This is a genomic window from Chromobacterium piscinae (assembly GCF_021129175.1).
Lineage (GTDB): Bacteria > Pseudomonadota > Gammaproteobacteria > Burkholderiales > Chromobacteriaceae > Chromobacterium > Chromobacterium piscinae.
Map to the genome: position 1 here is coordinate 20,124 of NZ_JAJOHV010000052.1, position 13,527 is coordinate 33,650.

Annotated in this window: 15 protein-coding genes; 7 read left to right on the forward strand and 8 right to left on the reverse strand. The window is 66.0% G+C overall.

What is annotated here, in order from left to right; genetic code table 11:
• Window positions 1-57: 57 nt before the first annotated feature.
• The 3 genes from LQR33_RS13695 to LQR33_RS13705 are packed head-to-tail and all read left to right on the forward strand — an operon-like array spanning window position 58 to window position 3,111.
• Window positions 58-1,536: a sensor domain-containing diguanylate cyclase gene (locus LQR33_RS13695; protein WP_221667273.1), complete on the forward strand. Its 1,479-nt coding sequence runs from the start codon at window positions 58-60 to the stop codon at window positions 1,534-1,536.
• 40 nt (window positions 1,537-1,576) lie between these two features.
• A complete protein-coding gene (locus LQR33_RS13700; RefSeq protein ID WP_231469363.1) occupies window positions 1,577-2,548 on the forward strand; it encodes a D-2-hydroxyacid dehydrogenase family protein in 972 nt (323 codons plus the stop codon).
• A 38-nt stretch (window positions 2,549-2,586) separates the two neighbouring features.
• Window positions 2,587-3,111 carry a cysteine hydrolase family protein gene (locus LQR33_RS13705; RefSeq protein WP_231469365.1) on the forward strand — a complete coding sequence of 175 codons (525 nt, stop codon included), beginning with the start codon at window positions 2,587-2,589 and terminating at the stop codon, window positions 3,109-3,111.
• A gap of 60 nt (window positions 3,112-3,171) precedes the next feature.
• On the opposite strand, the gene LQR33_RS13710 is transcribed toward LQR33_RS13705, so the two are convergent.
• The 3 genes from LQR33_RS13710 to paeA all read right to left on the reverse strand — a co-directional run bounded on the left by LQR33_RS13710 (window position 3,172) and on the right by paeA (window position 6,760).
• On the reverse strand, window positions 3,172-4,791 hold the full coding sequence (locus LQR33_RS13710) for a glycosyl hydrolase family 18 protein (protein ID WP_231469368.1): 1,620 nt from the start codon (window positions 4,789-4,791) through the stop codon (window positions 3,172-3,174).
• Between the two features lie 270 nt (window positions 4,792-5,061).
• Window positions 5,062-5,310 (reverse strand): hypothetical protein, encoded by a 249-nt coding sequence (locus tag LQR33_RS13715; protein WP_046158090.1) that lies wholly within the window; start codon window positions 5,308-5,310, stop codon window positions 5,062-5,064.
• A gap of 133 nt (window positions 5,311-5,443) precedes the next feature.
• A complete protein-coding gene (gene paeA / locus LQR33_RS13720; RefSeq protein ID WP_166439811.1) occupies window positions 5,444-6,760 on the reverse strand; it encodes a polyamine export protein PaeA in 1,317 nt (438 codons plus the stop codon).
• A gap of 162 nt (window positions 6,761-6,922) precedes the next feature.
• Here paeA and LQR33_RS13725 point away from each other — a divergent pair, with 162 nt between their 5' ends.
• Window positions 6,923-7,324: an HIT family protein gene (locus LQR33_RS13725; protein WP_166439812.1), complete on the forward strand. Its 402-nt coding sequence runs from the start codon at window positions 6,923-6,925 to the stop codon at window positions 7,322-7,324.
• Window positions 7,325-7,331: 7 nt separating this feature from the next.
• Here LQR33_RS13725 and LQR33_RS13730 read toward each other — a convergent pair whose 3' ends face one another.
• A complete protein-coding gene (locus tag LQR33_RS13730; protein WP_231469370.1) occupies window positions 7,332-8,981 on the reverse strand; it encodes a methyl-accepting chemotaxis protein in 1,650 nt (549 codons plus the stop codon).
• A gap of 216 nt (window positions 8,982-9,197) precedes the next feature.
• On the opposite strand from LQR33_RS13730, the gene LQR33_RS13735 reads away from it, so the two are divergent.
• Complete coding sequence (locus LQR33_RS13735) at window positions 9,198-10,034, forward strand: sulfurtransferase (protein ID WP_166439814.1); 837 nt, start codon at window positions 9,198-9,200, stop codon at window positions 10,032-10,034.
• Between the two features lie 73 nt (window positions 10,035-10,107).
• On the opposite strand, the gene LQR33_RS13740 is transcribed toward LQR33_RS13735, so the two are convergent.
• Window positions 10,108-10,704, reverse strand: a complete 597-nt coding sequence (locus tag LQR33_RS13740; protein WP_104946031.1) for an alpha/beta hydrolase — start codon at window positions 10,702-10,704, stop codon at window positions 10,108-10,110.
• On the reverse strand, window positions 10,704-11,480 hold the full coding sequence (locus tag LQR33_RS13745) for an exodeoxyribonuclease III (protein ID WP_231469373.1): 777 nt from the start codon (window positions 11,478-11,480) through the stop codon (window positions 10,704-10,706). The genes LQR33_RS13740 and LQR33_RS13745 overlap by 1 nt, the downstream gene beginning before the upstream one ends.
• A gap of 74 nt (window positions 11,481-11,554) precedes the next feature.
• Here LQR33_RS13745 and pyrE point away from each other — a divergent pair, with 74 nt between their 5' ends.
• Together pyrE and LQR33_RS13755 are read left to right on the forward strand one after the other, a co-directional pair.
• Entirely contained in the window at window positions 11,555-12,199 is a 645-nt protein-coding gene (pyrE, locus tag LQR33_RS13750; protein ID WP_021475833.1) for an orotate phosphoribosyltransferase, read from the forward strand.
• Window position 12,200: 1 nt separating this feature from the next.
• A complete protein-coding gene (locus LQR33_RS13755; RefSeq protein ID WP_231469376.1) occupies window positions 12,201-12,785 on the forward strand; it encodes a DUF4124 domain-containing protein in 585 nt (194 codons plus the stop codon).
• Here LQR33_RS13755 and LQR33_RS13760 read toward each other — a convergent pair whose 3' ends face one another.
• Both LQR33_RS13760 and LQR33_RS13765 read right to left on the reverse strand, forming a co-directional pair.
• On the reverse strand, window positions 12,786-13,115 hold the full coding sequence (locus tag LQR33_RS13760) for a hypothetical protein (RefSeq protein WP_221665914.1): 330 nt from the start codon (window positions 13,113-13,115) through the stop codon (window positions 12,786-12,788).
• 58 nt (window positions 13,116-13,173) lie between these two features.
• The coding region (locus LQR33_RS13765; protein ID WP_231469378.1) for an energy transducer TonB family protein at window positions 13,174-13,527 on the reverse strand (354 nt) is incomplete at its 5' end.

Here is a 13,527-nt window from a genome sequence, read left to right on the forward strand (position 1 = left end):
CTCGCAACGCCTATCTTCATATTACGATCTGCGATTTTGCCATTCGGAAGGGTAGCCGTGTCCGGCCCATTGTCTCGTTATCGCCTGGCCATCATCGTCGCCCTGCTGTTGCTGGCTGGCATCATCGTCAATGCCGGCCTGTACTATCAGCAGGGCAGCCAGGACATCCGCCACGGCATCGTCGAACAAGGCCTGCCGCTGACCGGCGACACCATCTTTTCCGAGATAGACAAAAGCATCCTGCGACCGTTGTCGGTGGCGTCGCTGATGGCCAACGACACCTTCCTGCAAGACTGGCTCAAGGACGGCGAGCGGGACCCGAGCCGAGCCGCCCGCTACCTCGCCGCCATCAACGGCCGCTACGGCATCACCGGCAGCTTTCTGGTCTCGGAAAACAGCCGGCGCTACTACTACGCCGGCGGCGTGCTGAAAACCGTCAAACCGACCGATCCTGAAGACCGCTGGTACTTCCACAGCCTCCAGGTCGCCCAGAGCGACGCTTACGACATCGCGCTGGACGAAGACATGACCAATGGCGGCAAAACCACGCTGTTCATCAACCACCGCATCGTCGACAGCCAGGGCAAGCTGCTAGGCGTGATAGGCGTCGGCCTGCCCCAGGCCGAGCTGAGCGCGCAGCTGGCCGCGCACGAGCGGCGTTTCCAGCGCCGCATCTACTTCATCGACCACGACGGCCGCATCGTGCTGGACAGCGCCGGCGCCGGGCAACGCAAGCTGCGCGACCTGCCTGGCCTGGCCCAGCTTGCCGACGCCATCCTGGCCGGCGGCCTCGAGCCGCGCAAGCTGGAGTACAGCCGCGACGGCAACCGCTACCTGCTGACCAGCCGCCTGCTGCCCGAGCTAGGCTGGCATTTGCTGGTGGAGCAGAACGAAACCCGCGCGCTGCAGCCGCTGCACGCCGCGCTGCAAGTCAATCTGGCCATCAACAGCACCATTCTGCTGCTGGTGCTGATCGCGGTGCTGGCCACCTTGCAGCACCACCAGCGGCGAATGCGGCAGCTGGCCACCACCGACCCGCTGACCGGCTGCCTGAACCGGCTGGCCTTCCTGGAGCTGCTGCCCGGCTGGCTGCGGGCCTGCGAACGCGCCAGCGCCGAGCCGCAGTTGCTGATGATAGACATCGACCACTTCAAGCAGGTCAACGACAAGCACGGCCACCAGATCGGCGACCAGGTGCTGCGCGAGATCGCCGATCTGCTGCGCTCGCAACTGCGCGGCGGCGACCTGCTGATACGCTGGGGCGGCGAGGAGTTCGTGGTGCTGGTCCATAGCCACGGCGACGACGACGCGCTGGCCGAGCGCCTGCGCAGCATCGTCGCCAATCACATGATGAGCGCCTCCGGCAAGCGGCTGACGGTGACCATCAGCATCGGCCTGTGCCAATGGCTGCCGCCGGAAACGCTGGAGGCCGCCGTCGCCCGCGCCGACCTCGCGCTGTACGCCGCCAAGCAAGGCGGCCGCAACCGCGTCTGCCATGCCCAGCCTTACCACCCGCTGGACGAGCCCATCGCATGATAAATGCTTATAATGTGGACTTTCATCGCGAAGTCCGCCCATGCCCTTCATCCAGCTGCTGATCCCCGACGACTACCAGAACATCGGCCCCGAACTGGCCGAACTGCGCCAGAACCCCGGCTACCGCTGCGCCAGCGTCGGCGACCTGTCCCGGCTGCCGGACGCGGACGCCGTCCTGGCCGAAACCGACGCCCTGCTGCTGATCCGCGAGCGCACCATGGTGGACGCCGCGTTGCTGGCGCGGATGCCCGCGTTGAAGCTGGTCAGCCAGACCGGCAAGCTCGCCCGCAACATCGACGTGGACGCCTGCACTCGCGCCGGCGTCGCGGTGGTGGAAGGCAGCGGCACGCCGCACGCGCCGGCGGAGCTGGCCTGGCTGCTGATCATGGCGGCGCGCCGCCGGCTGGAGGAGAACATGGCCAGTCTGCGCGCGGGCCGCTGGCAGGGCCCGGTAGGCCATGCGGTGCGCGGCCAGACGCTGGGCATTCTCGGCTTCGGCAAGATAGGCAAGCTGGTGGCCGGCTACGGCAGCGCCTTCGGCATGGAAATCCTGGTCTGGGGCAGCGAGCGCGCCCGCGAGGAAGCGCTGGCGCTGGGCTACCGGGCCGCCGCCAGCCGCGAGGCCTTCTTCGCCGACGCCGACGTCGTCACTCTGCACCAGCGGCTGCTCCCCGCCACCGCCGGCAACGTGACCCGCGCCGATCTCTCGGCGATGAAGCCGGACGCGCTGCTGGTCAACATCAGCCGCGCCGAACTGATCGCGCCCGGCGCGCTGGAAGCGGCGCTGGACGCCGGCCGCCCCGGCTTCGCCGCGCTCGACGTGTTCGAGCAGGAACCTATCTACGACGCCTGCCATCCGCTGCTGCGCCGCCCCAACGTGCTGTGCACGCCGCATCTGGGCTACGCCGAAGCCGACAGCTACCGCCAGTACCTGGAAATCGCCTACCGCAACGCGCTGCGCTTCTTCGAAGGCGACGCGTCGCATGTGCTGAACCCGGAAGCCCTGGCCTGAGGCCCCCACCCTTTTCCCACACCTGCCGGAGAGCAAACATGTCAGATACCGCGCTGCTGATCATCGATGTACAAGCCGGCGTCGTCGAAGGCGAGCTTCGCGCCGCCCGCCTCGACGCCGTGCTCGACAATCTCAACCTCGCCATCGCCAAGGCCCGCCAGCGCGGCATGCCGGTGATCTTCGTCCAGCACGAGGAGGACGATCTGCCGCGCGGCTCCGACGCCTGGCAGCTGCATCCCCGGCTCGCGCGCCAGGACGGCGACGCCATCGTCTACAAACGCTACGGCGACAGCTTCTGCGACACCGATCTAGCGCAATTGCTGTCGGCGCGCGGCGCGAGCAAGCTGTGGATAGGCGGCGCCGCCACCGATTTCTGCGTCGACAGCACGCTGCGCAACGCGGTGTCGCGCGGCTACCAAGCCACCGTGATCGCCGACGGCCATACCACGCTCAGCGCCTTCGCCCTCGACGCCGAGCAGGTGATCGACCATTTCAACGCCGTCTGGCAAGCCTCCAGCGCCACGCCGCAACCGCTGCGGGTGCTGCCGGCGGCCGAGCTGTGAATCCCGGCAGGCCATGAAAAACGGCGGGGCATGCCCCGCCGTTTTCTCATCCGCGACCGCTTACTTCTTCACCGCCCTGGCTTTCGCCACCGCGGCGGCCGCGCGGCGCTGGGCGGCGGTCGCCGCGTCCAGCCTCACCTCGGCGCTGGTCTTCAGCAAGGTCGCCTGCGCGTCGTCGCCGTCCAGCGACCAGCTGAACACGCCGCCCAGCTGCTGTGAACGGACGTAGTCAAGCTTGCCGCGGATGGTGGCCGGATCGTCGTAGCTCCAGAACTCGTTGCCGTCGTAGGTCCACAGTTGCTTGGCCACCGGGCTGTTGAACTGCTTGGCGCTGCGCTTCACCAGCACGCGGTAATCCTCGATGCCCTGCTCGTAGGTGCCCTTGGCCGGACCGGTGGCCACCTGGTACAGGCCATCGCCCTTCGGACCGGCGGCGACGCCAGCCCAGCCGCGGCCGTAGAACGGCAGGCCGACGTTGATTTTGGCGCGCGGCACGCCAGCGCCCACCAGGGTCTTCACCGCGTCGTCGACGTTGTAATAGACCTGGTCGCCAGTTACCGGCGCGGCCGGATCGCGGTAGAGGTTGGACTGGAAGTTGGTCGGCCCCTTGGCGTCCCAGCCGCCGTGGAAGTCGTAGGTCATCACGTTGATCCAGTCGAGATAGCCGCTGTACTTGTCCGGCTCGGTGTTGCGGATCTTGTCGACGCCGGAGCCGATGGCGGCGGTCAGGTAGTAGCGGCGCTTGTTGGCCGTGGACAGCGCGTTCAGCTGGTTGCGGAACTCGGCCATCAGCAGCGTGTAGTTCTGCTTGTCGTTGGGGTCGACGGTATTGGTCGGCAGGCCCCCGCCGCCCGGGTATTCCCAGTCGATGTCGAAGCCGTCGAACACGCCGAGCGCCGCCGCCTGGCCGCCGGCGCTTTCGCCCACCGGCAGGTTACCCTTGATGTAGAGATCGATGCACGAGCTGACCATCGCCTTGCGGCCAGCGTCGGTGGCGGCGAACTTGCCAAAGTTCTTCGACCAGGTCCACCCCCCCAGCGAGATCAATACCTTCAACGAAGGATTGGCCAGCTTCAGCTTGCGCAGCTGGTTGAAGTTGCCGCGCAGCGGATCGTTCCAGCTGTCGGCCTTGCCGTCCACCGACTCGTTGGCGGCGAAGGAGCGCTGGTAGTCGGCCCAGGCGTCGCCGCCGTCGCCGTTGCCGTTCTCGGCGCGGGTGACCATGCCGCACTTGCCGTCGGCATAGACGTTGCCGAACGCGTAGTTGAGGAAGGTCAGCTGCTTGTCACCGCCGGACTTCACCAAGTTGAAGACCTTGTAATTGCGGTCGTAGATGCCCCACTGGGCGAAGTAGGAGCCGACATGGCGGCCGACGGTGGGCTTGGGCTCGGGCGGCACGCCGCTGCCCGGCGTGCCCGGGGTGCCGGGATCGCCGCCATCAGGCACGCACTCGCTGGCCGGGCGCTCCTGCCAAGCGCCCCACTGGCTGCTGCCCGGCTGCTCGCCCTGGGTCCACCAGCTGGCGCGCCAGGTCTTGCCGTTGAAAGTGGCGTAGTCGCCGGCGTTATAGACCTTGCCGGTCGCCCATGGCGAGCAAGACGGCGCGGCCCAGACCGCCTGGGACAACGCGAAGGCGGCGCCGACTGCCAGCAGCGCGCGCGACAACGGAAATGGCATCATGGTGGTTCTCCTCTTCTTGATTGAGTGAATGGCGGAGGGATTCGCTCTGCCTATGCATACACCGAACATGAGCGTCTCATGTGGTATTACATTGGTATCAGAATCGAATATCCAGACACAAATTCAAGAACAGGCGCAAACGTCTGTCATTTCGTACAGGTTTTATTGATACTGAATGACAGATATACAACAGAATCTTCAAAAAGAACGCCAAAACAAAAAGGAGGCCTTAAGCCTCCTTTCTCTGACATCCGGAGATGACCCTGCCAATCAGGCCGCTTTCTTCGCGTGGTGGTGGTGTTTCTTGTGATGGTGATGCTTGCCATGCTTCTTGGCGGCTTGCGCTTTTTGCGCGGCCGGAGCCGAGCTGGCCTTCTTGGCGTGGTGCTTCTTGTGATGCTTGTGGTGCTTGGCCGGAGCGGCGGCCTTGGCGGCCGGAGCGGAAGCGTCGGCGGCGTAGGTGGCGGCGGAACCCAGGCCCAGAGCGGCGGCCAGCAGAAGGGCGGTCAGTTTTTTCATGGTCATGCTCCCGAATGCGAGTGTAAGGATTCTGTTTCTGGGGTGCTGTTTTCTGCGCCCTTGAACCCATAGTAGGCAGGCCGCCCCACCCCGTCTGTGAGGCCTGTGTAAGCGGGTGTAACCAATCGTAATGTCAGCGGGCGGACTCGCCTTCGGCCGGCGCCGGAGGGATCAGCGTCACCAGCAACTGGTCGATCCGGTAGTTGTCGATGTCCACCACCTCGAACTTGTAGCCTTCGAATTCCACGCTGTCGGTGCGCTTGGGAATCCGGCGCAGCATGTACATCATGAAGCCGGCGATGGTTTCGTAGTTTTCGTCGTCGGGGAAGGATTCGATATCCAGCGCGCGCAGCACGTCCTCCACCGGCGTCGCGCCGTCCACTAGCCAGGAGCGGTCGTCGCGGCGAACAATCTGCTCCTCCTGGAACTGGCTGACCAGGTCGCCCATCACCGTGCTCATCAGGTCGTTCAGCGTGATCACGCCCACTACCAGCGCGTATTCATTCATCACCACCGCGAAGTCCTCGCGCGAGGCCTTGAAGCGCTCCAGCAGTTCGGACAAGGTCAGCGAATCGGGAATGATCAGCACGTTGCGTATCGTCAGCTCGCGCTTCATCGACAGACTCTGCTGGTTGATCAGCCGCATCAGGATGTCCTTGGAGTCGACGTAGCCGATCACCGAGTCGATCACGCCGTCGCAGACCAGGAACTTGGTATGCGGATGCTCGGCGATCTTCTGCTTGATGCTGGCCTCGTCCTCATGCAGCGTAAAGTAGACAATGCTTTCGCGCGCGGTCATAGACGACGGCACGGTGCGGCTTTCCAGCTCGAACACGTTCTCGATCAGATGGTGCTCGCGCTGCTGCAGCACGCCGGCCTCGGCGCCGGCGTCCATCATCGCCACGATGTCGGCGGAGGTAAGATCGTCCGGTCGCCCGGTCGGCACCCCCAGCATGCGGAAAAATACATTGGCCAGACCGTTGAACAGCCACACCAGCGGCCGGAACACCCGCACGCAGAACATCATCGGCCTCACCACCAGCAACGCGATGCGCTCCGGCGCCACCATGCCCAGCCGCTTCGGCATCAGGTCGGCGAACAGCACGAATAGCGAGGTCACACTCAGGAAGGACAGGATGAAGCTCAAGCGCTCGACCCAATCCGCCGGCGTCACCAGGTGCAGCATCGAGGCGAAATAGGGCGTGAACGCCGCCTCGCCCAGGATGCCCGCCAGAATGGCCACCGCGTTCAGGCCGATCTGCACTACGGTGAAGAAATGTCCCGGCTGCTGCTGCAACTCCAGCACCCGCTCGGCGTTGGCGTTGCCTTCCTCGGCCAGCAGCCTGAGCTTGATCTTGCGCGCGGCGGCCAGCGAAATCTCCGACACCGAGAAAAAGGCGCTGGCGGCGATCAGCAGAAGGATGATGGAAAGATTGTTTGCAAGGCTCACGATTGGTCCCGAACAAGTGCTGGCGCTGCGCCGCGAATAAGACCACCCGATTCGCGAGACTGAACGCATGAATTTGATGTCCAGTATAACAGAGCCGTTTTCGCCCACCGCCCCGCCAGCTCCGGCCACGCGTACAATCGGGCCATTTCATCGGAGAAACGTATGAGCTGCGAGCTGTGCCGGCAACCCGCCGGCGATCTGCTGTACCAAAACGACGAACTGTGGGTGATGCTGGTGGACGAACCCGGCTACCCGGGATTCTGCCGCGTGGTCTGGAAAGCGCACGCCAAGGAGATGACCGACCTCGCTGCCGACGAGCGCCTGCGCCTGATGGACTGGGTATGGCGCGCCGAGGCGGCCATCCGCCAGACCATGCAACCGGCCAAGATCAACCTGGCCAGCCTGGGCAATGTGGTGCCACACCTGCACTGGCATGTGATTCCCCGCTTCGACGACGACGCCCACTTCCCCAGCCCGATCTGGGCCGCGCCGCGCCGCGAAGCGCCGGCGCGCGCCTGGCCGGACCTGGCCGACCGGCTGCGCCAGGCTCTGCAGGCCGGCTGACACAGCCTCAGGCGGTGCGGAAACGGCTGATCGCCTCGTCCAGGCCGTGCGCCAGTCCCGACAGCTGATTGGCCATCGCCGACGACGACTCCACCGACTGGCCGTTTTCCGAACCCATATTGGCGATGCGCTCGACGTTCTTCGCCGCCTCGTTGCTGGCGGTGCTCTGCTCGCGCATCGCCGCGGCGATCTCGCTGGTCTTGTCCAGCAGCCCGGCCGACAGCGTACGGATCTGCTCCAGCCTTTCGCTCAAACGCCCGCTGAGCTCCACGCCGCTGGACACCCGCTCCGCCGCCTCCCGCATGCTGGCCGCCGCGGTGGAGGTGTCGCCCTGCACCGCCTGGATCTTCTCGGAAATCTCGCCGGTGGCCTGGGCGGTGCGCTCGGCCAGCTTGCGCACCTCGTCCGCCACCACCGCGAAGCCGCGGCCCATCTCGCCGGCGCGCGCCGCTTCGATCGCCGCGTTCAGGGCCAGCAGATTGGTCTGCTCGGCGATATCGTGGATCACGTCGACAATGTTGCCGATTTCGTCGGAGCGCTGGTTCAGGCCGCTGATGATGGTTTCCGAACGGCCGATCACCCGCGCGATCTCCTGCATCTGGCCGGCGGTCTCGCCCGCCGTCTCGCTGCCGCTGACCGCCGCGCTCATGCTGCTCTTGGCCTCGCTGGCCATTTCCGTCGCGTGCTCGGCCACCAGGTTGATGCTGACCGTCATCTGCTCCACCGCGGCCGCGGTGGACGAAGAGGCGTCGGTCTGCACCCTGGACGCCTCGGCGATGCGGCGCGACACCTCGGACAGCGCGTGCGCGGTGTCGTTGACCTGCTTCGCGTCGTCGCGGGTCTGGCCGATGAAGGCGCGCAGATTGGCCAGCAGCTGGGCCAGCGCGCGGCCGGTCTCGCTGACCTCGTCGCGGCCGGTCTGATCCACCGCGATGGTCAGATCGTTATGCTCGGCGGCGTGGCGCATGCTGTCCTGCATCGCCCGCAGCGGCGCGGTGATCGAGCGCACGATCACCCAGGCCAGCGCGACGCCGACCAGCAGCGCCAGCAGCAGCACCGTCAGCATGCCCTGCTGGGTGCGCGACATGCTGGTCTCCAGGCTGTCCTCCGCCTGCTGCGCGCTGTCGTCCGCCAGCTTGCTCAGCTTGTCCAGCGCGTCGCGCGCCGCGTACAGCTTGGGTTTGAACGACGCGATGCCGGCGTCGCCGACATTGGCGGCCGCGATCTCGCCGGCCGATATCTTCTGGTACAGGCCGCTCATGCCCTGTTCGTAGCCGGCGATGCCGTCCAGCATGCCGTCGAACTCGGCCTGATGGTCCGCCGCCATCGCCATGCCCTTGGCCTTGGCCACGCCGGTCCTGAAATCGCCGATGTGCTTATCCAGCAGCTGCTTGTTGGTCTGGATGCTCTGATCGGAATTGGCCGGATTGCCGATGCTGATGAAAACGTTCTTCTCATCCTGGCGAATGTGCAGCATGGTCCGCTGCAGATCGTCCATCTGGTGCCGGAACGCGATCTTCTGGTCGAACAGCGCCGTCAGCTCCCGGTTGATCTTGTCCATCGACCACCAACCTACGCCGCCCACCACGCCCACCGCCAACAGCAGGGCGCCCGCCAGCGCCGCGATGCGCTGGCCTATGGAAAATTGACTCAACATGACTTCCCCGTCTCCGCTTGGTTTATGAGTTTTTTGAAATTTTACGCTGATAAATTCACTGTCGATTTGATACTAATACTAATTTATTCGGACTGTGAAAATTCCCCGCGCCCCGATGCATTTCGCCGGCAGCCCCAGACCTACGGACAGGCCGGGCTTGCCAAAGCCGTTGTGATAACCATAGGCTGGACGCTTCTTCGATACCAAGGCCGAGAAATGTACACCACGCTGATTTCCTGCCAGCAGCTGATGGACGAACCTGGCGAATCGCTGATCGTGCTGGACTGCCGCTTCCAGCTGGACAATCCCGACTACGGCCACGCCGCCTACGAGCAGGGCCGCATTCCGGGCGCGCACTACCTCCACCTCGATTACCACCTGTCCGGCAGCAAGAACGGCCAGAACGGCCGCCATCCTCTGCCGGACGGCCAGCGGCTGGCGGTGGACCTGGGCGCGCTGGGCGTGGGGGAAAACACCCAGGTCGTGGCCTACGACGACGGGACGGGACAGTACGCGGCGCGCGCCTGGTGGCTGCTGCGCTGGCTAGGCCATGACAAGGTCGCCGTGCTGGATGGCGGCTTCGCCGCCTGGCAGGCCGCCGGAGGCGCGGTGGACGCGGAGCCTCCGCAGCGCCGTCCCTGCCGCTTCTCCATCCGCCGCTCGCTACAGCAGACCGTGGATGCCGGCGCGGTGCTGGCCAATCTGGACGAACAAGCGTTCACGGTGGTGGACGCCCGCAGCCCTGACCGCTTCCGCGGCGTGGGCGAGACGATAGACCCGGTCGGCGGCCACATACCCGGCGCAGCCAACCGCTTCTTCATGGACAATTTGGACGCCGGCCGCTACAAGCCGGCCGCGCGGCTGCGCGCCGAGTGGGGGGCGCTGCTGGGCGAGGGTTTCGATCCCGCCGCCATCGTCCACCAGTGCGGCTCCGGCGTCACCGCCTGCCACAATCTGCTGGCGATGGAGATAGCCGGTTTTCCCGGCAGCCGGCTCTATCCCGGCTCCTGGAGCGAATGGTGCAGCGATCCGGCGCGGCCGGTCGCGCGCTGAACCCGTCCGCATAAGAAAAAAGCCCGGCCAAGCCGGGCTTCCCGCCGACGATCGCGAGGGAACGGACTGTCCGCTACCCCAAGATCAAGCGCTGCAGCAGGCTCTGCCCCGCGGGCCAGCTGCCGAGGCCGGCGTGGCTGCCCATATGGCCAGCCATGCCGCCGTCGACGAATTCCGCGCCCCACAACGCGGCCATCCGCCGCGCTTCGTCGAACTCGCAGAACGGATCGTCGCGGCTGGCCACCAGCAGCGTCGGCACCGGCAGCTTGCGCTCCGGCAACGTCTCGAATCCGGCGAAGCTCGGCAGCGGCGCGCCTTCGGGCAGTTCGCCGCTGGCGCGGGCGCGCTCGTCGGTCAGCGGAATCGCCGGCGGCGCCACCAACAGCGCGCCCTTCAGCTTGCGCTGCTCCAGCAGCGAGGCCTGCAGCAGCCAGGCGACCGTCGTATGGCAGCCCAGACTGTGGGCGGCGATCACCAGTCGCCCCGGAATCTCCGCCACCGCCGCGGCCAGGCCGGCCACCCATTCGTCGCGGGTCGGGTACAGCCAGTCGCGCTGCTCCGCGCGGCGCGCCAGCGGATAGGTTTTTTCCCAATAGCCGTGCCAGTGCGTGTCGCCGGAATTGCCCCAGCCCGGCACCGTCAGCAGCGTGACGTCATCGTCGTCCCACATCACAGGCTCCGCCGGTAGTCGACGATCAGCGGCGCGTGGTCGGAGAATTTTTCGTCCTTGTACACGCTGGCGGATTCGGCCAGCTCCATCAGCGACGGCGTGACGATCTGGTAGTCGATGCGCCAGCCCACGTCCTTGGCGTAAGCCTGGCCGCGGTTGCTCCACCAGGTGTAGCCGGGCGCTTCCGGATACAGATTTCGCCACACGTCGCGCCAGCCGACGCGGCCCAAGAGGTCGGTCATCCAGGCGCGCTCCTCCGGCAGGAAGCCGGAATTCTTCAGGTTGCCCTTCCAGTTCTTCAGGTCGATCTCGTTGTGGGCGATGTTCCAGTCGCCGCAGATCACGATGTCGCGGCCGTCGGCGCGCAGCTTCTCCAGATGCGGCATGAACACGTCGAGGAAGTCGAACTTCACCTGCTGGCGCTCGTCGCTGCTGGAACCGGACGGCAGATACAGCGACACCACCGACAGTTTGCCGAAATCCAGCTGCAGGAAGCGGCCTTCGGAATCGATCCAGTCGACGCCCAGCCCCTCCACCACCGCATCCGGCTTATGCCGGGTGTAGACGCTGACGCCGCTGTAGCCCTTCTTCTCGGCGTAGTGGAAATAGCCGGCCAGCCCGTCCGGATTGCGCATCCGCTCGGACAGGTCGCCCGCCTGCGCCTTCAGCTCCTGTACGCAGACGAAGTCGGCGTCGATGCCGGCCAGCCAGTCGAAAAAACCCTTCTTGTCCGCCGAGCGGATGCCGTTTAGGTTGGCGGAAACGATTCGAAGCATTGAGTCTCCCGTGCTATGCTTGCGGCGGTTTTTTTCAGCCGTTCAAACAGTTAACGATTCGATAAGGAATGAGGATGAGCGACTTTCGTCAGGATTTTATTCGTTTTGCGCTCGACAAGCAGGTGCTGAAGTTTGGCGAGTTCATCACCAAGGCGGGCCGCAAGTCGCCGTACTTCTTCAACGCCGGCCTGTTCAACGACGGTCTGTCCACGCTAAACCTGTCGCGATTCTACGCCAAGTCCATCCAGCAAAGCGGCATCCAGTTCGACATGCTGTTCGGGCCGGCCTATAAAGGCATCATCCTGGCCGCCGCCGCCGGCATGGCGCTGGCCGAGCAGGGCCGCAACGTGCCCTTCGCCTACAACCGCAAGGAAGCGAAGGACCACGGCGAGGGCGGCACCCTGGTCGGCGCGCCGCTGCAAGGCAAGGTGCTGATCATCGACGACGTGATCTCGGCCGGCACCTCGGTACGCGAATCGGTGGAGCTGATCCGCGCCGCCGGCGCCGAACCAGCCGGCGTCGCCATCGCGCTGGACCGGATGGAACGCGGCCAGGGCGAATTGTCGGCGGTGCAGGAAGTGGCCCAACAGCATGGCCTGCCGGTGGTGGCCATCGCCACGCTGAAAGACTTGCTGGGATTCTTGGAAAACAGCCCGGAACTGGCGGCTCACCTGGACGCGGTGCGCGCCTACCGCGCCCAATACGGAGTCGACGACTGACATGAAAGCGCTTGCCGGCCCCTTGTTGCTGCTGTGTTCGCTGGCCCAGGCCGGCGTCTACAAATGGGTGGACGAGGCCGGCAACACGCATTACAGCGACTCGCCGCCGCTGGAGAGCCAGAGCCGCGGCGTCGCCGAGCTGAGCAAGCAGGGCGCCGTCAACAAGCCGGCCGAAACCACCGCCCAACGCCAAGCGCGCGAGGCGTCCGCCGCCGCCGGCCGCCAACAGCAGCAGCAACGGATGGACGCCGCCCGCCACGACCAGGCGCTGGTGCAAAGCTATCCGACGCTGGCCGAACTGCAGGCCGACCGCGAGCGCCAGCTGGCGGTGCTGCAGTCCTCTTATCACGCGCTGGAGCTTCGCAGCCAGGGGCTGGCGCTGCAACGCGGCCACCTGGAGCAGGATCTGGAACACGCCAGGCAATTCAAGCAGACGCCGCCGGCCGCGACCGTGCGCAATCTGCAGCTGCTGCGGCAATCGCAGCAAGACCTCTTGCGGCAGATGGCGTCCAAACGCGCCGAGCTGGACGCGTTCCGCCAGCGGATGCAGCAGGACATCGCCCGCTACCGCCAGCTCAACCCCTGATTACTGCCCGCCTTCCTTGCGCTGCCAGGCCTGGTTCAGCGTCTGGGTCGCCTGGTCCAGCGCCTGCTTGCCGCGCGATTGCGCGTCGGTGGCCGCCGCCAGCTCGGCGTTGGCCTTGTCCAATGCGGCTTGCGCGCCGGCCAGCCGTTGCTCGGCGACCGCCTTTTCGTCCTGCGCCGTCTTCAGCCTGCCATCCAGCTGTCTTTGCTGGGTTTGCGCCTGCTGGAACGCCATCTGCGCCGCCAGCAGCTGTTCGTCGGCGCTCTGCGCCCAGGCCCCGCCGGCAGCCAGCGCCGCCAGCAGCGGCGCGCTCAACATCAGCTTGTTCATTGTGTTCCCCTTGTCGGCTGTCAGCCGACATTATGCGGCAAGCCGGCTCCGGCGGGCATTACTGTTCGAGGAAGAATTCCACCGGCACCGCCAGTTCCAGCGTATCCGGCAACGCGTCGGGAATGCGCGGCAACGGCGCCGCGCGGTAGGCGGTGTCCAAGGCAGCCTGGTCCAGCGCCGGATGTCCGCTGCCACGGCTCAGCCGCGCCGCCAGCACACGGCCCTCGCGGTCGATGCGGATGGACAAGTAGGCCGTGCCTTCGTCGCCGCGCAGCCGCGACGTGGCCGGATATTGCCGATAGCGCTCCAGCCTGGCCAGCACCTTGGCCTCCCAACTGCTGCGGCCCTGGCTCACGCGCGGCCGGCTATCGTCCTGCGACGCGGCCTTGGGCGCGGCGGCCTGGCTGGGCGC